The organism is Nonomuraea sp. NPDC003804 (assembly GCF_040610675.1).
Lineage (GTDB): Bacteria > Actinomycetota > Actinomycetes > Streptosporangiales > Streptosporangiaceae > Nonomuraea.
In genome coordinates this window covers 128,247-148,310 of sequence record NZ_JBEXMT010000006.1, presented here as the reverse complement: position 1 = coordinate 148,310, position 20,064 = coordinate 128,247, and the positions used below count along the sequence as shown (strand labels likewise).

Below are 20,064 nucleotides of genomic sequence, written 5' to 3'. Positions count from 1 at the left end.
TTATGGCGATCTTGCCCGTTGTTCTCGATCAGCTGGCGTTGAAGTTCGAGGTGGTGTTGCCGCATCTGAACGAGCGGCAGCGGCGGTTGCTGCTGGCAGCCGAGGCCCGGTTACTGGGGCATGGCGGAGTTCGTGCGGTCGCTCGGGTCGCCGGGGTGAGCGAGTCCACCGTGCGGAAGGGGGTGTTCGAACTCGAGGACGGCGGGGATGTGCTGCCGGGCGGGCGGGTGCGTCGCGAGGGCGGTGGGCGCAAGAGTGCCGAGGAGTTGGATCCGCAGGTGTTATCGGCGCTGCTGGCGTTGGTCGAGCCGGATGAGCGGGGTGATCCGGAGTCGCCGCTGCGGTGGACAACCAAGTCGCTGCGGCACCTGGCCGACGAACTGACCCGGCAGGGGCACCGGGTATCGCCGCCGACGGTCGGGCGGCTGCTGCGAGAGGCTGGGTTCAGCCTGCAGGGCAACGCCAAGACCCTGGAAGGGAAGCAGCACCCGGACCGGGATGCGCAGTTCCGCTATATCAGCGAGCAGGTCAAGCAGCATCAGGCTGCGGGCGAGCCGGTGATCAGCGTCGATACCAAGAAACGCGAGCAGCTCGGCCGGCTTCCCAACCCGGGCCGTGAGTGGCGGCCGAAGGGCGACCCGATCGAGGTGGAGGACCACAGCTTCTTCTTCACTGGGCCGGACGTCGAGCAGGCCATCCCGTATGGGATCTACGACATCAGCGCGAACACCGGCTGGGTGAACGTCGGCATCGACCACGACACCTCAACGTTCGCGGTCGCCTCGATCCGCCGCTGGTGGCAGGCCCGCGGCCGCCTGGACTATCCGGACGCCTCCCGGCTATTGATCACCGCGGACGCGGGAGGCTCCAACAGCTACCGGTTCCGGGTCTGGAAGGCCGAGCTCGCCGCCCTGGCCGCGGAGACCGGTCTGGCGATCACTGTGTGTCATTTCCCGCCGGGCACCTCGAAATGGAACAAGATCGAGCACCGGCTGTTCTCCCATATCACGATGAACTGGCGTGGACGGCCGCTGACCAGCCACGAGGTCGTCGTCAACATCATCGCCTCAACGAGGACCCGCACCGGGCTGCGAGTCGAAGCCGAACTCGACACCGCCTCGTATCCGCTGGGCGTCACGGTGAGCAAGGCCCGGTTCGCCGAGCTGCCAATCCACGCCCACCCCACCCACGGCTCCTGGAATTACACGATCCACCCCGCCCTGGTCGCCGCCGACCGGCCACCCGTCGTCGGCACCGACCGCGCGCAGATCCACGCTGCCGCACTACGCGCGCTGGCCGACTCCCGGCTGACCGGCATGACCGAAGCCCAACTGGACGACCTGGCGCGCCGGCTCGCCCCCGCCCAGGCCGCTCGAGCCGAGCAGCGCACCTTCCACCAGCGCGGCGGCGAACGCCGGCGCACCAAGGGCGCCGGGTCCCACAGCCTGCTCTCCAACGCGGACCGGGTGCTGATCACAGTCGTCTACCTCCGCCAGATCTGCTCCCAGAAGGTCCTGTCGGACCTGCTCGAGGTCAGCGACTTCACGATCGGCTATTGGATCGCCGAGACTCGCAAGCTGCTCACCGAGCACCAGGTCACGGTCCCCGCCACCACCATGCGGTTCACCACCGCCGCACAGCTGCGCAGCTTCCTGGACAACGACGATGTCCCCGCCCAGCGGCCCCGGATCTCCGAAACGCTCTCGCACCCCACTCTGACCGGAATGAGCCGCGAAGAACTCCGCCTGATGATCGAGCGACTCACCCCGCTCCAAGCCGCCCGCCTCGAACGCCTCCGCTACCAGCGCCGCGGCGGTGAACGACTTCCCGGAGCCCGAGGCGGCATCTTCCAACAGAAGATCACCGACGCCGAGCGGATTCTCGCCGCCATCCTCTACCAGCGGAAAGCCTGCACACGGCAAGCCCTCAGCGAACTGTTCGAAGTCAGCCCCCGCACGATCGGCAACACCCTCATCGAGACCCGCCCACTCCTGGAACACGACGGCTACAACCCCGCACCCGCCCCAACTCGCCACCGGACCGCAGCCGCGCTCCTTGCCTCCATCTCGCCGTGTTGATTCTTAACGGCTTCAGTGGGTGCGGCAGCGCTGCCAGGCCGCGCCCGGCAGGGCGGCGCCGATCGCCTCCACCAGGCCGCGATGGGCATCGGAGATGACCAACTGCACCCCGGACAGACCGCGGGCGACCAGACCGCGCAGGAAGGCCGGCCAGCCGGCGCCGTCCTCGGCGCTGGTGACCTCCAACCCGAGGATCTCGCGCTGCCCGTTGGCGTTCACGGCGGTGGCCACCAGGGCGTGCACGTTGATCGTGCGCCCACCCTCGCGCACCTTCTGCGTCAACGAGTTGCTCGACCAGCTTGTCGACGCGTCGGGTGGAGACACCGAGCAGGTAGCTGGTGGCGACCACGCTGATCAGGGCCTGCTCGGCCCGCCGCCGGCGTTCCAGCAGCCACTCGGGGAAGTAGGAGCCCGACCGCAGTTTGGGGATCGCCAGCTCGATCGACCCCGCCCGAGTGTCCCACTCACGCCTGCGGTAGCCGTTGCGCGAGTTGACCCGGTCGCTGCTGCGCTCTGCATACGGCGCCCCGCACAGGCTGTCAGCCTCGGCCGACATCAACGCCTCGGCCATGGTCTTCACCATGGATCGCAACAGATCCGGATCACCGGTCTCGATCTGCTGCGCCAGCCAGTCGGCAGGGGTGACACTGTCGTTCGCGGCCATCGCTTGTCTCCTTCGATCTTGATGTCGCAATCACGAAGGATCACGCGATGGCCGTCCCTATTTCACGGCCGCCACGCTTGTGACCAGGTCAAACTCGTACACCACTTCCATGGATGCAACCGGTACTGCCGGCAGGCTCTGCAGCTTCTCGATGAGGCTGGGTTCCGATTGCAGCAGGCGCAGTAGCCGGCTGCGCCATTCGGCCTCGATCGTCGCCACCCGCGCGCTGTCGCCGCTCTCCAGGGCGTGCAGGAGCGTTATGCGGGAGACCTCCCACTCCTGTAGGAAGTCATCCTGCTCGTCGGCCTCCCGGCCGAGTATGTGCGCGATTCTCCCTTTCGCCTGCGCCCATGCATCGGAGATCATCAGAGTGACCAAGGTCGTGGCGCCTAGATGTGGCCAATGCGATCAGTTCGGCTTGCATGGTCTCCTCAGTTCTGCTCGTCACGCCCGTCCTGCCAGTCGCTGTCTTGGTCGTCGTGGAAGGGGGCCGACCCGTTGGTTCTTACCTCCGGAGGCACGTCGTCGTAGGCGGTTGTTGGGTCGGCCAAGCCGAACCTGCGCTCGATCTCCTCAGCCACATCGGGCTGGCCATATTGGCGGACCAGAAGGGCTATCTGGTGGGTGAAGAGATCTCTCTGCTCCCGCAAATCGAGGGCGCGGAGAAAGGTGGCCAGGGAGTCGGCTGGTGAAGCGCCGTTCGTGGACGGCTCCTCACCGTTGTGTCCGAAGAGTGGGCTCGCGTAGGCGGCCTGTTGGGGTATTTCCTTGTTGTTGGCTACCGATGACAGCGTGGCGAGCAGGCCTATGTCGTTCACCGTCTTCTCCACCTGGTCGTCGTTCTTGACGAGCCACCAGACGACGGCGCTGCCGGTGTCCTTGAGCACGTCCTCGCCGAGGTACTCGCGCTTGCTCTGCTCGTACTTGCGGTCGTGTTCCCAGACCACTCGGTCCTTGCGCACCATAGCGAGCTTGTCCAGGCGTTCCTGATCTTGTGTGGAGAGAGTGACCTGAACGGATTTGGCCATGGCCTGGACATATCCGGTGGCGTCGTCCTGCATCGTGCCCAGGACGCCGCCCAGCTCGTGCGCGACGAGCGCGGCACGTCCCGGCTCGCGGCGTTCGGTGATCGCTCTCGCGCGCCTAAGAATCGCGTCCACGGCCAACGCCGCCGGGTTGACGAGTGTGCTGTCCCACGATTGCTTGAGAGGGGACCAGAGAACCGTCGCGGAGAACAGGAAGTCGTAGTCTTCCTCCTGACTTGGCAGCGGAACCTGTTCCACCCGCTGTTCGCGGGGCTCGATCGGAGGCGGCGGCGGAGGCACGTAGAAGGCCTCCGGCTCTACAGGGTCGTGCTTCCCGCTCCGAACCCAGAGCCTGAACAGTAGGACCGCCATGGCCACGACTGTGACCCCGACGGCCGTGAGCCATATCCCCCTCGGAGCAAAAGCGATGAGGCCGGCCAGCAGGATGCCGCCGACGGTGAACGCATAGATCATGACCGTGTTCCGGCCCGAAATCATGGTCTTCTCCACTGATCAAGTGACCTGGATGCCTTGGACCGCGAAGATCTTTTGCAGAATGAGTTCGATGAAGGCGGCGTACTGCTCGCGGCTCTCCGTGATGGAGCGGGGCAGGGCGCGGGCTTCGCTGTAAAGACGTGCCAAGACGTCGCCGCGCTGCTCGCCTCCGGCGACTAGGACGCCGATGAGGACGTCACGGTAACGATCGTCCTGGAAGGCCATTTGGAGCCACTGGCGCAGCCCCGTCTTCCAGTCCATCTCGCCGCGTTCCTGGAAGGCGCGTCTCCATCCCTCGGTGAGCATCTTTCGTACTTCGGCTTCGGCGATCAGTGGCCGGTTGCGAGTGCCAGGAGCGGTGAACGCCGCCGGGTCGGCCAGTCCCAGGAAGAGATCAACGTCGCGCTCCCACTGCTTGCCAACCGTGGGAAGTTTGGTGAGCCGGGCGAGGAGTTGCCGGCGCATCCACGGGTCGCCGTCGACCATTCCCAGCAGCGCGCTACGGGCATCCGTGGTCCGGCTCTCTCGCCTGGCCAGGTGGTGGAGGCGCACGATGGCCTGATCGGGGTGCGTGACGGCGATGACCTCAGTACAAATGATGATGATCACCTGAGCCAACGCCTCAGGGATGTGGCTATCGGTCGCCCAGTCGTAGATCTGCCGGCGGAAGAATCTGCCGTGCTCTTCGACGCTCAGCGCGGATCGAAGGGCTCGGTCAGCTGCCAACTGCCTGTGGTAGGGCTTCGGCCCCTTAGTCCAGTGGGCCACTGAGTCGACCAGTGCCGGTAGGTGCATTGAGTGCAGGCACTGCTCGGCGAAGCGTATGACCAGCTCGTCGCGCTCTTTGGCATCCAGGTCCGGATGGTCGATCATCGTTGCGACCCACCGCTGTATGCCGTCACGCAGCCCCGGCATGTTGTGCCAGAAGTGGGTGCGGACGGCGGCGTCGTACCCCAGGTCCGTGAAACGCACGTGGCGGTCCGCATCCAGTTCGGCACCGATGTCGCGCAGGCTCTCGATGAGATCGGAACGTTCCAGGCTGTGGCGGTCGTCTGCATAGTCGACGGTTTCGAGCAACGCGGTGGCGGCGCTGTAGACATGGTCGACGTGGGCCCGATGCAGCATGGCCGTCGCCAGGAGCAATGCCCGCTGAGGGCCGAAGCGCAGCTTCGATACGACGGTGGCGACTTCAGGGCCACGACCGGTGGACGCGCGCTCTGCGGCCTTGTACCAGTCGGGGTAACCGGTGCCGGTCGCGTTCTCGTACGCCTTCCTGACGAAACCGGCAAACCTGGCGATCTCCAGTATGGGCCTGTCGGTGCTCAGAAAAGCGGGCTGCGGGCTGGTCGCGGCCCCGGGAACCCCTTCCAACCGTAAATGCCGGCGGAGGACCTCTAGGGTCGAGGGGCGGTCGATCCAGGAATGTAATGGCCCAAACTGCGGCCAGAGCGTCTCACTCCCTCTAGCGGGCAGCACGACCACCAGCAGAGCACCGTGCTGGTCAACGCGCTTGCGGAGGGAGGACAGATCGTCCTGGAGGGCCTGCCAGATCCGCTCGTCGGCCCGTGACAGATCTAGCCACACGCGATCGTCGTCGCCGATCAGGTCTGGCTCCACCCGGTACTTTCCGTTCTCGTCATCCCAGGACAGCTCATGGAACCGTTCGCCGCCTGAGGACAACTCGCGCAGCAGTACCTTTGCCGCGGTGCTTCTGCCGCTACCCGGCGCGCCGTCCAGGAGAAGTGTCCGATGTGTCCTCAGGATGTCGTACGCCTGTCCGTAGCCAGGAGGGTGAACAAAGCGCTGCCGGAGCCAATCCAGCTCCTTGATGGAGGCCAAGCGTGCTTTTCGGCTTCGATCTGCCGCGTCGGCGAAGAACGCCATGTAGTTAAGGTCGCCACCCCCCATGTGCATGGCCCCGCGATTGTCCGAGATGTAGGGAGGCACCGGGCCGGTCAACGCTCCTCCTCTTTGCGTCGTGAACCACCGAAGTCATGCCGGATTCCGCCCTGGTTGTCGCCCGCGATGTAGGTCGCTCCCGTCCCCGAGACATGTGGGGAGTTGTGGTAAAGGTTGCCATCGCCCATGTGAATCGACCCTTGATTTCCCTTGATGACGGTGCCGGCGTCGCCGGTGAACTCCCGGGCCTGGACGACGTTCCCGCGGAGCTCGCCAACCGAGTTGCGCACCTCGCCGACCTCCGATTCCTGAGCTGCGGTCCGATCCGCGGCCTTCAGCTCGGGCACTTTCGCGGCGAGAAGGTTCCCGATGCGCATGAGATTGGACTGGAGATCGTGCAGGTCCAACGGGACGGACTGGACGTCGGCGAGCCGCTTCAGCTCTCCGGGCAGGTCAGCCGGATTCAGCCGCTCAGCCTTCCGCCCATCCAGAACCGGAATGACCTCAATACCGCAGGCGAACGCTTCCAAGATCTCCTTGCGTACCCAGTCGTCTTCGTCGCTCAGTTGGGGATGCTTGGACCAGTTCTCACCGATGACAGCCAGCACGACGGAGCTGCGGCGTACCCCTCTGATCAGGTGGTCCTGATACACGGCTCCGGGCGGAATTGACTTGGAGGCGCGAAAGACGTGCGCGTCGCCGAAGCGGTGGGAGAGAGCCTGATCGAGCAGGGCAGCGATCTTCTCGCCATCCCCCGTGCGGTAGTTGATGAACACCTCGTTCGCCATTTGATGCCCCTTCGCTGGGTCCCTTTCTCTGGATCTACGGGTTGATGGTGTGCATGGCCACGCCGAGCTCGGGTGCCAGCTCCCGCACCGCCGGGTTCTTCGGGTGACGAGCCAGCGTTCGCGCGAGCGCGCGCATGTCCTGGGCGATGGTCGCGGAGCTGATTGCGGTGGCGCTGCCGAGTAGCTGTCCCGTCAGATGGCAGGCCTTCTCGATCTCGCCCGCCATCGCATGGGCGAGCGCGTGGCGCATGCCGTAGCGGACTTGTGTGCGCAATGCCTGAGGCGGTATCAGCGCCATCTGTCGGCCGATGGTCTCGGCCGCCGCTTGAGGACGGCCGAGGTCGTACAGGCACCAGCCCTTGATCATGCCGACAGGGTCGGGCAAGTTCGTCGTGCCGATGACGGGTGTATTCGATTGCTGCGGGTGTAGGGCGAGCAATGCTCGGGCCCTGTCGAGGCTGCGCATGCAAGCGTCGTAGTCACCGGCGAGGGCGTGCCCCTGGGCTTCACGCTGCGCCGCCAACCCGCGGATGCGAGGCGGTAGCCTGCTGGCCTGCGCCTGCCTGGCCAGCGCGACTGTCTGTCCGGCATCGTCGCGATAAAGCGTGACCAGAGCGCGGCGGACGTACCCGTACGCGGCCATATCACCATCGCCACCTGCGGCGGCGAGGTCGATCGCTCGCTGCGTCCACCACAATGCGGCCTCATCGTTTCCGACTTCCTGCATCATCCATCCGGTGTACTCCGCATACCGCGAGGCCAGCCGGAGGAGCCCTTCGTGAGTAGGCGGCCTCGTACGTGAGGACAGCTCCTGTAGCGAATGCGTCTGGGCAATGAGAGCCGGTAACAGCAGGCTCGGACCCGCTACCTGTCCGAACTGCCGGTAGTGGTCAAACAGCGCCCGGGACATGCCCAGCAGAGTGGTGTCGGCGGAGACGGTGATGCCAGGAAGGCCGATGCTTATACCGGCGATGGACGCGACGCCCATGGTCAGCATCTGCCGCCTGTCCAACGCCTGGAACGAGCTCTGGCCGTCACCGGACAACTGCATCACCCACACCTCCTCTCCGCTGTCACGTGCCTTGGTGGCCTCCGAATTGGTGGGCCGAATGGGAGCAAGGGCCGCGAGGTCACCCCCGGCGTCCAGCGTCGTGTCACACAGGCGCGCCAGTTCCCGGCTGGGCGCTTTCAGCCCTCGCTCGACCTTGCTCAACTGGCCCTTGCTGTAGTGGACGAGCTTGGACAGGCTTGTGAGCGTGAGACCGACGGCCAACCGTCGCCTGCGAAGCTCCCGGCCGAAGCTGAGTGGCTCCTGAACCACCTGGACCTCCCTCGCAGTCCGCTGCGCAGCCGAGAGTCACTGCTTGTAAGACTGCGTCGCCGATACCGGTCGAACAAGACCCACTGTGGTGTTTCCCGTTTCCACCTGCCGACCCCTACCTGACCGCTGCGGCGGACCTGAGGGCCTGGCATGTAGCACTTCAGACCAATCCGGGCGATTCGGCTGCTGTGGTCCGCGGGGCAAAGTCCAATGAACGAGCTCGTCACTCCGACGATGTGGAGCGCAGGGGTATAGGAATATAGGACGCGCTCTGGCGAGCGCCGGTGAATCCTATGCACGCGAATGCGTCCTGCCGCGCATAACGTTGGAAACCGGTGCGGCCAATGTCCGTGCCCAGAGCTTCTACCAGGCGTTGGGATATGCGGAGGAAGAGGTACGGCTGAGCAAGCTGGTATCGGCTGACGATCGGGCGGTGTCAGCGGTGTCCGGTTCGCTGCCTCCAGGCTCAGCCGGTTGCTCGATGGCGGGAGTTCGTCGTAGGTCTTGTGTTCCTGCAGAGTGGTAGAGGCAGCCGAGCATCCGGTTGAAGTGTTCCGCGCGCTGGAGTGCCGGTCGCCTTCGGCTCGCCGCCTGTCGTAGCAGGCTCTTGGCCTGGGTGCTCGCAGGGAGGAGAAGGCTCGCGAACACCGTGAATGGAAAATATTCGGCTAGGCGTGTGGGCGGATACCTGAAGTGGTCCCGCGGACGCAACCGGTCACCGCCGAAGACAAGATCGCGCTTGAGGGCATGGGCATTCCGTACAAGCATCCCGAGGCGTACTCGATCCGGGAGCAGGGGAGCGGGGCATTCCGGGGGCGTGGCAGGACCTGGCCCCCACGGGAGGCGGGGGTCAGCTCGTCAGTTGGGCCTCGAGGCGGTAGCCGTCGACGGTGACGTAGACCTGGTCGCCCGGCCTGGCGTTCAGGCGCATCAGGACCGGCTGCAGCGAGTCGAACACCGGCTGCTGGTCGCGCCAGACGAGCACGATCGCGTTGTCGCCGGGGCCCGTGACCGACAGCAGGGTGCCGGGCCGCATGCCGAGCTGGGCCGCGTACCCCTCTGGTACGGCCACGGGGCCGCCGCGCAGGTGCTCGGGGGTGACGTCGATGCGCTGCCAGCGCCGCGGGTCGGAGGCGGGGCTCGGCAGCGGAGGCGGGGGAGAGGAAGGCGTGCCCGCCAGCAGCGGGGGTGGTGTGCCGGCGCCGGCCAGCAGCGGCGAGCGTCCGCCCGAGAGCGCCGACAGGGTCGCCAGCGCGGCGCTGGGATCGATCGGGCCCTGCGGCGCGGGCGGGACGGGCTGTCCGCCCCTGTGGTGGTGGCCGTTGGCCCCCGGCGTACGGCGTGGCAGCGGCTGCTGCACGGCGGGCGCGGCCGCGGCCGTCTCGACGAGGGCTTCGGCGGGCAGCGCGTCGAGCCATGCCTTGGCCGAGTGCCGCCTGATGCCGAGTTCGCCGAGCAGTTCCTCCACGTCCGCGTCGGCGGGATGGGCGGCCAGCAGTCGCCTGGTGCGCGCCTGCAACCCGGCCAGGTCGCCGACGACGAGCCAGCCGTCCTGCAGGCGACGGTCGGGCATGAGCGTGACCAGTACCCGCCACAGCGGGCTGCGCAGGGTCGGCACGATGACGGGGTGCGCGGGGTCGGCACCGATCAGCTGGTCCTCGGTGGCGGCGGTGCCGAGCCACTCGGTGAGGCGGAACATGTGGCCCGTGACGGGCGCGGACTCCGAGGAGCGCAGCCAGTGCAACACGCGTTCCTCGGCGGTGCGCTGGGCCTGGGACAGTACTTCCCTGTCGACCAGCAGCTTGTGGGCGAGGGAGCGTAGGGTGTCGGGCTCGGCGGCGAACAGGCGGTTGACGGCGACCGCCAGCTCCAGACGGTCGAAGGAGCGGAACAGGCCGTCGACGACGCGGACCATCGGGTAGTCGTCGTCGGGGCTCCCCGCGGCCGGCGCGGCCAGCGGCGGTTTGGGGTAGGCCGAGCCCTGGGGCTGGGCGGCGAACGGCGAGGTCTGGTTCGGCGCGGCAGGCCGCGCGCCACCGGGCTGGCCGGCGGAGGGAGCGCCGGCGCCCTGCCCCGGAGCGCCGGGCTGGCCCGGGACTCCGCCGGGCCGGTCCGCGACTCCGCCCGGCTGGCCGGCGACTGCGCCGGGCTGGCCGGCGAAACCCGGCGCGCCGTTCGTCGGAGCCGCCGTGGCGCCGGGCTGGCCCGGGGCAGCACCCGGTTGACCGGCGGGACCCTGCGCGGCCGCGGCGCCACTTGGGGACGCGGCTCCTGGCTGGCCCTGAACAGCACCCGGCTGGCCCGCGAAACCCGGCGCGCCGCCTGCCGGGGCTGCCGCGCCAGGCTGACCCGGGGCAGCACCGGGTTGACCCGGGGCAGCGCCAGCCTGACCGGGAGCGTTCGGGGCCGCCGCACCGGGCTGGCCCGGCGCCCCTGGAGCGCCCGCCGTGCCCGGGGCACCGGCGACGGGTTGGGCGGGGAAGGAGCCGGGGGAAGGGTGTCCCGTGCCGGATTGGGCGGGGAAGGAACCGCTCGACGGAGGTCCCGCGACGGGCTGGGCGGGGAAGGTACCGCTCGACGGAGGTCCCGCGACGGGCTGGGCAGGAAAGGAGCCCGTGGAAGGGTGTCCGGTGCCGGGTTGAGCGGGGAAGGAGCCGCTCGACGGAGGTCCCGCGACCGGCTGGGCGGGGAAGGAGCCGGTGGAAGGGTGTCCCGTGCCGGGTTGGGCGGCGAACGAGCCGGTGGAGGTCTGGCCGGGCACGGCAGGGAAGGAGCCGGTCGACACGCCGCCGGCCGTCGGCCCGGAACCACCCGGACGCTGCGCCGCGGCGGCGGGATCCTGCGCGCCGGCCCCGTGCTGAAGCCCCTGCCCCTGCCCCTGCCCCTGAGCCTGACCCTGTCCATGCCCCTGACCCTGGGCGCCAGGCCGCTGGGGCAGCGGTGCGCCCGCGCCCCTGTCCTGCGGGGCGGCCTGGTGCGGTGCGAAGAAGCCGCCTTCAGGCGGCTGCGAGAGGCCCTGGGCGGGTTCGGCGCCGGGGCGTTGCGGGAGCGCTCCCGCGGGCCGTACGGCCGTGGCGTCGGAGGTCGCGGGGATCCTGCCGAGCACTTCCCTGAACACCGACTCCACCACGACCTCGGTCGAGGCGGACGAGGGTGGCGAGCCCAGGTCTCCCGTGCTCAGCCGGCGCAGCACGCGCCATCCGCCCAGGTCGGTGATGACCGTGCGGGCGGGCTCCGGCCAGCCGGGCAGGGTGGGGTCCACGTGATGCACGTGCAGCGCGGGAAGCACGTCGGCCAGCGGCAGATGGTCCCACCGGGAGGCGGCCAGGCGCGCCAGCCGTTCGCACATCCACTCGATGCCGGTGGTGCCGAGGGCCCGTGACAGCGAGAGCGAACCCCACCAGCCCGCGGGGAGGCGAGGGTCGGCCAGGGCTTCGGCGACCTGCTGAGGACGGCTCCAGCGCAGCGCTGGGACCAGGTCGCTCAGGCAGATCGATGACTCGACGTCCATCGGCGGACCGCATCCTCCCCAGAGAGTTGTGACGCGTGTGGCTAATGGTGCAGCCTACGCCGCAAGCTATCAATCGGTGTGAATAGGGTAAAGCTGGTTGGAACCCAAACCGTACCGGGGCCGACCCCCCACGATGGCCACGGCGTCGGCCCCGGCATCGCATCCCGCCTCGAGAGATGCCAGGTCACCGGCGCCGGCGAGCTTCGCCGTGAGGAATCCCGCGGCGAAGGCGTCTCCCGCTCCGGTGGAGTCGACCACGGCGCGTTCCCTGCCCTCGGTCGTGGCGGTCACACGTCCGTTCCTGGCGAGGATCGCGCCGCTCGCGCCGAGCTTGACCACCGCCGTGCCGTAGCGGTCGCTGAGCTGTTCGGCGGCGGGCTCGGGGGAGCCGGCGCCGGTCAGCAGGAGCGCCTCGTCCCTGTTGGGGATGACCAGCCCGGCCCGCGCGGTCTCGGCGAGGAAGCGTTCGACGCCGAACTCGCGCAGGAACCCGGTCGAGGCGGGGTCGACGCTGATGGACAGGCCCAGCGCCGCGGCTGACGTCATGGCGAGCCTGGCCAGTTCGAGTCCCGGCTCGGCGAACAGCGTGTAGCCGGAGATGTGCAGGTGGCGCACGCCGTCCAGCAGGTCGGGGGACCAGTCGTCGACGGAGATGTGGCCGCCGGCGCCGCGGTTGGTGAGCATGGAGCGCTCGCCCGTGACGTCGACCATCGCGATCACCACGGCGGTCGGGTGGTCGGGGTCGACGCGCACGTGCGGGCGCACGCCCACCTTGGCCAGCTCGGCCGTGTGCCATTCGCCGGTGTCGAAGCCCACCCTGGTCAGCAGGCGCGAGTCGGCCCCCAGGTGGGCGGCCCACGAGGCGGTGTTGGCGCCCGAGCCGCCGGGGCGCAGCACGATGTCGGCGGCGGTGTCGGTGCCCGTGCTGACCGGGGCGCTGTGGATGGCGACGACGTCGGTGACGACGTCGCCGATCACCAGGAGTCCCGCGCTCATCCCCGCGCCCAGGCGACCGCGATGTCGCCGGCGACGCGGACGTTGCCGCGGACGGCGGCGAGGTTGGCCTCCAGGGACGCGCCGCCGGTGCCGCGCACCAGGTACGACAGCAGGAACGGGGTGATGGCCTGGCCGGTCACGCCCTCACGCTCGGCGGCGGCCAGCGCCTCGGCCAGCACGCGGTCGTGCAGCTCCGGGTCGAGCTGCTCGGCCACCGGCACCGGGTTGGCGATGATCAGCGCGGTCTCGGGGCCGCCAAGAGCGTCCTGGCCGCGCATGATGGCGGCGGCCTGCTCGGCCGACTCGATCCGCCAGTCGACCGGCTCGCCCGAGCTGTGCAGGTAGAAGCCGGGGAAGGTGTCGGTGCGCAGGCCCGCGATGGTGACGCCGCGCGTCTCCAGCCGCTGCAGCGTGGCCGGCACGTCGAGGATCGACTTCACGCCCGCGCAGACGATGGTGATGCGGGTGCGGGCGAGCGTGTCCAGGTCGGCCGACTCGTCCTGGTCCTGCGTCCAGCCGCGGTGCACGCCGCCGAGACCGCCGGTGGCGAAGATCCGCACGCCCGCCCTGGCGGCCAGGAACGAGGTCGCCGACACGGTGGTCGCGCCGCTGGCCCCGAGGGCGGCGGCGACGGGCAGGTCGCGCTGGCCGAGCTTGCGCAGGCCGGGCTCGGTGGCGATGCGGATCAGCTCGTCCTCGTCCAGGCCGACCTTGGCCACCCCGTCCAGCACCGCGATCGTGGCGGGCACGGCGCCCGCCTTGCGGACGATCTCCTCCAGCTCCCTGGCGACCTCGAGGTTGCGCGGCTGGGGCAGGCCGTGGGAGATGATCGTGGACTCCAGGGCCACCACGGGCGCTCCGGCGGCCAGCGCCTCGGCGACCTCGGCGGACGGGCGGAGGATGGGGTCAGTCGTGCTGGGCATGGGGTGGTTCGTGCTCCTTGGACGTGCTGGTGCTGGTGTCTTCTGGAACGGGCCAAAGGCCGGGGATTGTTCCAAAAAGAGCAGGTTACCCCTGGTCAGATGAGCAGCGCCACGCCACCCAGCGAGAGCGTGACGATCATGGTGGTGGCGATGCCGCCGAGCAGCAGCGCCCTGCCGCCCCTGACCAGCCTGCGCACGTCGATGCCGGTGCCCAGGCCGAACAGCGCGGCGGCCAGTAGCAGGGCGCTGAGCCGGGGCGCCGCGCCGGTGACCGCCTCGGGCACCAGACCCGTGGCGCGCACCGCGACCATGGCCAGGAAGCCGAGCACGAACGCCGGGACCAGCGGCGTGGCCCTGCGCGGCGCCTCCGGGTCCGATCCCGTGCCCGTCCGCGTGCCGGGCGCGCCGGTCTCCTCGCGGCGCAGGCGCAGGGAGGTCAGCGCCACCAGCGGCGCGAGCAGCACGACCCTGGCCAGCTTCACCGTCACCGCCACGGTGAGAACGGCGGCGCCGCCGGCCGCGCCGATGGCGGCGACCTGGGCGACCTCGTGCACCGACGCGCCCGCCCACACGCCGAGCTGGTGGGAGTTCAGGCCGAGCCACGAGGCCAGCAGCGGCAGCAGCGCGATGAGCGCCGTGCCGTACAGGACGACCACGCTGAGCGCGCCGGCCACGTCGTCGTCATCGCTGACGCCGCGCTCGCCGCCCGTGGCCTCGTGCATGCCCGCCACCGCGGCGGCGCCGCAGATGGACACGCCGGTGGCGACCAGCAGTGACGTGCCCCGTGACAGCCCGAGCCACCGGCCGGCCAGCGGGGTGACGGTGAAGGTGATGCCGGTCGCCAGTGCGACGACGGCGAGCGGCTGCCAGCCGAGTGCCAGCACGTCCGGCACCGCGATCTGCAGGCCGAGCACCACGATCGCGGCGCGCAGGACGGTCCGCGAGACGAACCTGACGCCCGGCGCGAACACGGCGCCGACTCCCGTGGTGTTGGCCAGCGCCGCGCCGAGCACGACGGCCACGACGGCCGCGCTCACCGCGGGCACCAGGCTGTTCACCACCAGGGCGACGGCGACCGCGCCGGCGGTGAGGCCGAGTCCTGGCAGCAGCCCGCGCACGGCGGCGGAGGTGGCGGGAGCGTTGGCGGTGAGGGTCATGCCTCCAGTCTTCGGGCAGGTCGGGGCGGCCAGTAGACCGATCTTGACTGGGAGCCCATAGCCTGTGGCTATGAGTGAATTGCCCGATCTGGAGTCGTTGCGGCTTTTGGTCGACGCGGGCGAGCTCGGCAGCCTCGGCCAGGCGGCCAGGGCCGCGGGCATCGCGCAGCCCTCGGCCAGCAAGCGGATCGCCAGGCTCGAACGCCGGCTCGGCGTGCCGTTGCTCGAACGCACGCCCCGCGGGTCGGCGCTGACCGCCGAGGGCCGCATGGTCGCCGGCTGGGCGGCGCAGGTGCTGGCCGCCGCGCACGAGCTGATGCGCGCGGTCGAGGCCGTACGGCAGGGCGAGGCCGCGCAGCTGCACGTCGCGGCCAGCATGACGGTGGCGGAGTACCTGGTGCCGCGCTGGCTGGGCGAGCTGCAGAGCCGGGAGCCCGACATCCAGGTGGGGCTCGACGTGATGAACTCGGCCGACGTGGCGGCCAGGGTGCTCGCCGAGAAGGTGGAGCTGGGGTTCGTGGAGGGCCCGACGGTGCCCGACGGCCTGGCCAGCAGGGTCGTGGCCACCGACCGCCTGGTCGTGGTGGTCTCACCTGGGCACCCGTGGGCGCGCCGCCGTACGGTGCTGCGGGTGGCGGAGCTGGCGGCCACCCCGCTGGTGGTGCGCGAGCCCGGCTCGGGCACCAGGGAGACGCTGGACCTGGCCTTCGCCGGGCAGCACGTGGCCAGCCCGCGCCTGGAGCTGGGCTCCAACGCGGCGGTGAAGGGCGCGGCCCAGGCGGGTGCGGCGCCGGCGGTGCTGAGCGGGCACGCGGTCGAGGCCGAGGTGGCCACGGGACGGCTGGTGGAGGTGCCGCTGGCGGGGCTCAACCTGGTGCGCAACCTGCGGGCGGTGTGGCGCAGGGGCAGGTCGCTGACCGGGCCGGCCGCCACCCTGCTGGCCATCGCCTCCCGGCCGTGACACCTTGACGGTTCGCTACATATTCATCGACAAATAGGTCGTATGCCATATGACGTCGTGATCGCCGGCGCCGGCCACAACGGTCTGGTCGCCGCGGCCTACCTGGCCGCCGCGGGCCGCAGCGTGCTCGTCCTCGAACGCCAGGACCACGTGGGCGGCCTGGCCATCTCCACCAGGGCCTTCCCCGGCGTGGACGCCCGCCTGTCGCGCTACTCCTACCTGGTCAGCCTTCTCCCCACGAAGATCGTCAACGACCTGGGGCTCCGCCTCGACCTGCGCCGGCGTCGCTTCGCCTCCTACACGCCCGTCGGAGACGGCGGCCTCCTCGTCGACAACGCCGACGACGAACGCACGGCCGCGTCGTTCCGGCGCGTCACCGGCGGGGAGTCCGACTACCGGGCATGGCGGGAGTTCTACGCCATGACGGCCCGGGTCGCCGAGCGGCTGGCCCCCACCCTGCTCGAACCGCTGCGCCCCGCCGACCGGCTGCGCGAGGTGGTCGGCGACGAGGTGGCCTGGCGCGACCTGTTCGAGCGGCCGATCGGGCAGGTCGTCGACGAGCGCTTCGCCGACGACACCGTGCGCGGGGTGGTGCTGACCGACGCGCTCATCGGCACGTTCGCCGACCCGGCCGAGAACCTGCTGGCCAACAGGTGCTTCCTCTACCACGTCATCGGCGACGGCACGGGCGAGTGGAACGTGCCCGTCGGCGGGATGGGCGCGGTCACCGGCGCGCTGGAGGAGGCGGCGAGGAAGGCCGGCGCCACCATCACGACGGGCGCGGAGATCGTGGGGATCGACCCCTCGGGCGAGGTCACCTTCCGCGACGCCGGGGGCGAGCACACCGTCACCGGCGAACGGTTGCTGGTCAACCTGCCACCCGCCGTCCTCGACCGGCTGATGGGAGGCTCCCCGGCGGCGCCCGAGGGCGCCCAGCTCAAGATCAACATGGTGTTGAGCAGGCTGCCCCGGCTGAAGGACCCGGACGTGGACCCGCGCGAGGCCTTCAGCGGCACCTTCCACATCAACGAGAGCCGCGACCAGCTCGCGCGCGCCTACGCGCAGGCGGCCCGCGGCGAGGTGCCCGACCTGCCGCCCGCCGAGGTCTACTGCCACTCCCTCACCGATCCCTCCATCCTCGGCCCGGGGCTGCGCGCGCAGACGATGACGCAGACGATGACGTTGTTCGGCCTGCACATGCCCGCCAGGCTCTTCCCCCGCCACAAGGACGAGGCGGTCGCCGCGACCCTGCGCTCGATCGACTCGGTCCTCGCCGAGCCGCTGGAGGACTGCCTGCTCACCGGTCCGGACGGCGAGCCGTGCATCGAGGCCAAGACCCCGCACGACCTGGAGGTCGAGGCCGGGCTGCCCGGCGGCCACATCTTCCACCGCGACCTCGCCTGGCCTTACGGCGAGGCCGGCACCTGGGGCGTGGAGACCGAGCATCCGCGCATCCTGCTGTGCGGCGCGGGCGCCCGGCGCGGCGGCGGCGTCAGCGGCATCCCCGGGCACAACGCCGCGATGGCGCTGCTGCGGGGACCTTCATGACGTTCTCATGAAGCGGGTCTACCGTGGGTCACCATGAGTGATGGCGCGCGGTTGCTGGTGGTGGACGACGAGCCCGCCCTGCGGGAGGCGCTGCAGTCGAGCCTGGAGTTCGAGGGGTACCTGGTCGCCGCCGTCGCCGACGGCCAGGCCGCCCTCGACGAGCTGGGCCGGCAGAGCTACGACGCGGTGCTGCTCGACGTGATGATGCCGCGCGTCGACGGGCTGACCGCCTGCCGCAGGCTGCGCGCGGTCGGCAACCACGTGCCCGTGCTCATGCTCACCGCCAGGGACGCCGTCGGCGACCGCGTCTCGGGACTCGACGCGGGCGCCGACGACTACCTGGTCAAGCCCTTCGAGCTGGACGAACTCCTGGCCAGGGTGCGGGCGCTGCTGCGGCGCGGCTCGCTCGGCGGGCGCGGCGCGGGCGGCGCCACGCTGGCCTTCGGCGACCTGCGCATGGACCCGGCCACGCGCGAGGTCACCAGGGGCGGCCGCCGCCTCGACCTGACCAGGACCGAGTACCTGCTGCTCGAGCTGCTGCTCGCACACCCGCGCCAGGTGCTGACCAGGGAGCAGATCCTCACCGAGGTGTGGGGCTTCGACTTCGAGCCGACCTCGAACTCGCTGGACGTCTACGTGATGTACCTGCGCCGCAAGCTGGAGGCCGAGGGCGAGCCCCGGCTGATCCACACCGTCCGCGGGGTGGGCTACGTGCTGCGGGCCGCCGCGTGAGACGGCGCAGCCTGCGCTCGCGACTGACACTGCTGGTGACGCTGGCGGTGGCGGTCGCGGTCGCGGTCTCTGCGGTCGGCTGCTACCTCATCGTCAAGCACGAGCTGTACGTGCAGATGGACCGCACCTTCGACGAGCAGCGCATGAAGCCGCCCGAGGCCAAGCGGTACGACGTCGAGTGGCTGCTCAAGCACTGCCAGCCGACGGCCCAGAGCACCGGGCACTACGGCCGGCCGCCCCAGTCGACCATGGTCGTCTACGCCGACGGGCGGCCCAACTGCTACGTCGGCCCCGGCCTGACCGTCACCCCCACGGTGCGGCGGATCGCGGCCCAGGGCGGCTCGGACATCTACAACGGCACCACCGAGCAGGGCAGGCCGGTCCGCGTCTTCGTCGAGAGCCCCGTGCCAGGAATGGCGATCATGGACAGCCGGCCGCTCGGCGAGCTCCTGGGCACACTGCGCACCCTGACGTTCCTGCTGGCCAGCGTCGCCGCCATCGGCGTGCTCGGGGCGGCCTGCGCCGGCCTGCTCGTCTCCCGTACGGCCCTGCGCCCCGTCGGCCGCCTCACCGAGGCCGTCGAGCACATCGCCAGGACCGAGGACCTCAACACCACCATCCCGGTCAACGGCACCGACGAGATCGCCAGGCTCAGCCGGTCCTTCAACGCCATGACCGGCGCCCTGGCCGGCTCCCGCGAGCGCCAGCAGCAACTGGTCGCCGACGCCGGCCACGAGCTGCGCACCCCGCTCACCAGCCTGCGCACCAACATCGACCTGCTGCTGCGCAGCGAGCACACCGGCAGGGCCATCGACCCCAAGGCCAAGCAGCGCCTGCTGGTCAACCTCAAGGCGCAGTTCGAGGAGCTGACCACACTGGTCGGCGACCTGCTGCAGCTGGCCAGGGGCCAGTCCGACCACGAGCCGCACGTCGAGCACGCCTTCCACGACGTCGTCGGGGCCGCCGCCGCCCGTGCCGGGCTGCGCGGCGCGGACGTCACCACCGACCTCGACCCCTGGTACGTCGTGGGCCACCCCTCCTCGCTCGAACGCGCCGTCATGAACCTGCTCGACAACGCCGCCAAGTTCAGCCCGGGCGGCAAGGTCGAGGTGGAACTGCACGGCGGCGAGCTGACGGTCCGCGACCACGGGCCCGGCATCCCGGCCGAGGAGCTGCCGCACGTCTTCGAACGCTTCTGGCGCTCCCCGTCGGCGCGCGGCCTGCCCGGCTCGGGGCTGGGGCTGGCCATCGTGGCGCAGGCCGTCCAGGAGGCGGGAGGACAGGTACGGCTCGACAACGCCCCCGGCGGCGGCGTGATCGCGCGTGTCGACCTGCCAGGATCGCCGGTTCTCACTCACCCTTAAGAGCGGCCTCAGTCACGTTCAAGACGCTGTCGCGACCGTGGACCCATGAGCACTGCACTCAGGACGCGCCTGGTCGAGGTGGTCGTCCCGGTCCACAACGAGCAGCGGGCGTTGCCGGATTGCGTCGCCAGGCTGCACGAGCACCTCACCACGTCCTTCCCCTACGGCTTCCGCATCACGATCGCCGACAACGCCGGCTCCGACGGCACCTGGCGCATCGCCCAGGAGCTGGCCGCGCGCTACCCGGGGGTGCGGGCCGTACGGGTGGAGGAGAAGGGGCGCGGCAGGGCGCTGCGCGCCGTGTGGGCCGGCAGCGACGCCGACGGATGCCCGGAGGCGGCGGTGGTCCGGGCTGGGAGCTCGGCGACGAGCTGACCGCCTACCTGGAGGCGCACCAGCACGGCGCCACCTGGCTGGTCGCCGTCGGCAGCGCGGGGCAGGCGTCGTGGCTCATCCTGAGGACCGGCAAGCCGGTGATCGCGATGGGCGGCTTCACCGGGACGGCCACCAGGGACTGTACCGGTGCGCCCCGTGACCTCCGGGTGAGCTCGCGCTGCCCCGGCGACCTCGGGCGCCGCCCGCGCCGCGGCATCGGCTAGTCT

Annotated in this window: 17 protein-coding genes and 1 pseudogene; 8 read left to right on the top strand and 10 right to left on the bottom strand. The window is 70.2% G+C overall.

The annotated features are described in order from the left end of the window. Positions 1-2 precede the first annotated feature (2 nt). Entirely contained in the window at positions 3-2,078 is a 2,076-nt protein-coding gene (locus tag ABZX22_RS10315) for an ISAzo13 family transposase (protein WP_354907335.1), read from the top strand. Positions 2,079-2,093: 15 nt separating this feature from the next. Here ABZX22_RS10315 and ABZX22_RS10310 read toward each other — a convergent pair. From ABZX22_RS10310 to ABZX22_RS10285, 6 genes and pseudogenes are all read right to left on the bottom strand, one after another. Continuing rightward, a pseudogene (locus tag ABZX22_RS10310) lies at positions 2,094-2,742 on the bottom strand (transposase); the annotation flags it as partial. 57 nt (positions 2,743-2,799) lie between these two features. Continuing rightward, on the bottom strand, positions 2,800-3,108 hold the full coding sequence (locus tag ABZX22_RS10305; RefSeq protein ID WP_354907334.1) for a hypothetical protein: 309 nt from the start codon (positions 3,106-3,108) through the stop codon (positions 2,800-2,802). A gap of 65 nt (positions 3,109-3,173) precedes the next feature. After that, complete coding sequence (locus ABZX22_RS10300) at positions 3,174-4,277, bottom strand: hypothetical protein (protein ID WP_354907333.1); 1,104 nt, start codon at positions 4,275-4,277, stop codon at positions 3,174-3,176. Positions 4,278-4,280: 3 nt separating this feature from the next. Beyond that, on the bottom strand, positions 4,281-6,221 hold the full coding sequence (locus tag ABZX22_RS10295) for a hypothetical protein (protein WP_354907332.1): 1,941 nt from the start codon (positions 6,219-6,221) through the stop codon (positions 4,281-4,283). Then, a complete protein-coding gene (locus ABZX22_RS10290; RefSeq protein ID WP_354907331.1) occupies positions 6,218-6,949 on the bottom strand; it encodes a toll/interleukin-1 receptor domain-containing protein in 732 nt (243 codons plus the stop codon). The genes ABZX22_RS10295 and ABZX22_RS10290 overlap by 4 nt, the downstream gene beginning before the upstream one ends. Before the next feature lie 34 nt (positions 6,950-6,983). Further along, entirely contained in the window at positions 6,984-8,270 is a 1,287-nt protein-coding gene (locus ABZX22_RS10285; RefSeq protein WP_354907330.1) for a helix-turn-helix transcriptional regulator, read from the bottom strand. A 259-nt stretch (positions 8,271-8,529) separates the two neighbouring features. Between ABZX22_RS10285 and ABZX22_RS10280 the strand changes: the two genes are divergently transcribed. Next, complete coding sequence (locus ABZX22_RS10280) at positions 8,530-8,796, top strand: GNAT family N-acetyltransferase (protein ID WP_354907506.1); 267 nt, start codon at positions 8,530-8,532, stop codon at positions 8,794-8,796. Positions 8,797-9,120: 324 nt separating this feature from the next. Here ABZX22_RS10280 and ABZX22_RS10275 read toward each other — a convergent pair whose 3' ends face one another. The 4 genes from ABZX22_RS10275 to ABZX22_RS10260 all read right to left on the bottom strand — a co-directional run bounded on the left by ABZX22_RS10275 (position 9,121) and on the right by ABZX22_RS10260 (position 14,857). Then, positions 9,121-11,781, bottom strand: a complete 2,661-nt coding sequence (locus ABZX22_RS10275) for a hypothetical protein (protein WP_354907329.1) — start codon at positions 11,779-11,781, stop codon at positions 9,121-9,123. A 69-nt stretch (positions 11,782-11,850) separates the two neighbouring features. Continuing rightward, positions 11,851-12,777: a sugar kinase gene (locus tag ABZX22_RS10270; RefSeq protein WP_354907327.1), complete on the bottom strand. Its 927-nt coding sequence runs from the start codon at positions 12,775-12,777 to the stop codon at positions 11,851-11,853. Then, positions 12,774-13,700 (bottom strand): pseudouridine-5'-phosphate glycosidase, encoded by a 927-nt coding sequence (locus ABZX22_RS10265; protein ID WP_354907326.1) that lies wholly within the window; start codon positions 13,698-13,700, stop codon positions 12,774-12,776. The genes ABZX22_RS10270 and ABZX22_RS10265 overlap by 4 nt, the downstream gene beginning before the upstream one ends. Before the next feature lie 95 nt (positions 13,701-13,795). After that, on the bottom strand, positions 13,796-14,857 hold the full coding sequence (locus ABZX22_RS10260; RefSeq protein ID WP_354907325.1) for a putative sulfate exporter family transporter: 1,062 nt from the start codon (positions 14,855-14,857) through the stop codon (positions 13,796-13,798). Positions 14,858-14,927: 70 nt separating this feature from the next. Between ABZX22_RS10260 and ABZX22_RS10255 the strand changes: the two genes are divergently transcribed. Genes ABZX22_RS10255 through ABZX22_RS10230 form a run of 6 tightly spaced genes read left to right on the top strand, consistent with a single transcriptional unit; the run spans position 14,928 to position 20,061 of the window. Then, complete coding sequence (locus tag ABZX22_RS10255; protein WP_354907324.1) at positions 14,928-15,818, top strand: LysR family transcriptional regulator; 891 nt, start codon at positions 14,928-14,930, stop codon at positions 15,816-15,818. Positions 15,819-15,860: 42 nt separating this feature from the next. Beyond that, positions 15,861-17,366, top strand: a complete 1,506-nt coding sequence (locus tag ABZX22_RS10250) for an NAD(P)/FAD-dependent oxidoreductase (RefSeq protein ID WP_354907322.1) — start codon at positions 15,861-15,863, stop codon at positions 17,364-17,366. Between the two features lie 33 nt (positions 17,367-17,399). Beyond that, on the top strand, positions 17,400-18,098 hold the full coding sequence (locus ABZX22_RS10245) for a response regulator transcription factor (protein WP_354907321.1): 699 nt from the start codon (positions 17,400-17,402) through the stop codon (positions 18,096-18,098). Beyond that, positions 18,095-19,462, top strand: coding sequence for a HAMP domain-containing sensor histidine kinase (locus ABZX22_RS10240; protein ID WP_354907320.1), 1,368 nt, complete (start codon positions 18,095-18,097; stop codon positions 19,460-19,462). Before ABZX22_RS10245 ends, ABZX22_RS10240 begins: the two co-directional genes overlap by 4 nt. Before the next feature lie 45 nt (positions 19,463-19,507). Next, positions 19,508-19,837, top strand: a complete 330-nt coding sequence (locus ABZX22_RS10235) for a glycosyltransferase (RefSeq protein ID WP_354907319.1) — start codon at positions 19,508-19,510, stop codon at positions 19,835-19,837. Next, on the top strand, positions 19,789-20,061 hold the full coding sequence (locus tag ABZX22_RS10230) for a hypothetical protein (RefSeq protein ID WP_354907318.1): 273 nt from the start codon (positions 19,789-19,791) through the stop codon (positions 20,059-20,061). Before ABZX22_RS10235 ends, ABZX22_RS10230 begins: the two co-directional genes overlap by 49 nt. Positions 20,062-20,064: the final 3 nt, after the last annotated feature.

Bases quoted from the DNA above. Each gene is read 5' to 3' on its own strand.
- ABZX22_RS10250 (WP_354907322.1), top strand. From the start codon at position 15,861: ATGCCATATGACGTCGTGATCGCCGGCGCCGGCCACAACGGTCTGGTC.
- ABZX22_RS10245 (WP_354907321.1), top strand. From the start codon at position 17,400: ATGAGTGATGGCGCGCGGTTGCTGGTGGTGGACGACGAGCCCGCCCTG.
- ABZX22_RS10235 (WP_354907319.1), top strand. From the start codon at position 19,508: ATGAGCACTGCACTCAGGACGCGCCTGGTCGAGGTGGTCGTCCCGGTC.
- ABZX22_RS10260 (WP_354907325.1), bottom strand. From the start codon at position 14,857: ATGACCCTCACCGCCAACGCTCCCGCCACCTCCGCCGCCGTGCGCGGG.
- ABZX22_RS10305 (WP_354907334.1), bottom strand. From the start codon at position 3,108: ATGATCTCCGATGCATGGGCGCAGGCGAAAGGGAGAATCGCGCACATA.
- ABZX22_RS10270 (WP_354907327.1), bottom strand. From the start codon at position 12,777: ATGAGCGCGGGACTCCTGGTGATCGGCGACGTCGTCACCGACGTCGTC.
- ABZX22_RS10230 (WP_354907318.1), top strand. From the start codon at position 19,789: ATGCCCGGAGGCGGCGGTGGTCCGGGCTGGGAGCTCGGCGACGAGCTG.
- ABZX22_RS10315 (WP_354907335.1), top strand. From the start codon at position 3: ATGGCGATCTTGCCCGTTGTTCTCGATCAGCTGGCGTTGAAGTTCGAG.
- ABZX22_RS10255 (WP_354907324.1), top strand. From the start codon at position 14,928: ATGAGTGAATTGCCCGATCTGGAGTCGTTGCGGCTTTTGGTCGACGCG.
- ABZX22_RS10275 (WP_354907329.1), bottom strand. From the start codon at position 11,781: ATGGACGTCGAGTCATCGATCTGCCTGAGCGACCTGGTCCCAGCGCTG.
- ABZX22_RS10265 (WP_354907326.1), bottom strand. From the start codon at position 13,700: ATGCCCAGCACGACTGACCCCATCCTCCGCCCGTCCGCCGAGGTCGCC.
- ABZX22_RS10290 (WP_354907331.1), bottom strand. From the start codon at position 6,949: ATGGCGAACGAGGTGTTCATCAACTACCGCACGGGGGATGGCGAGAAG.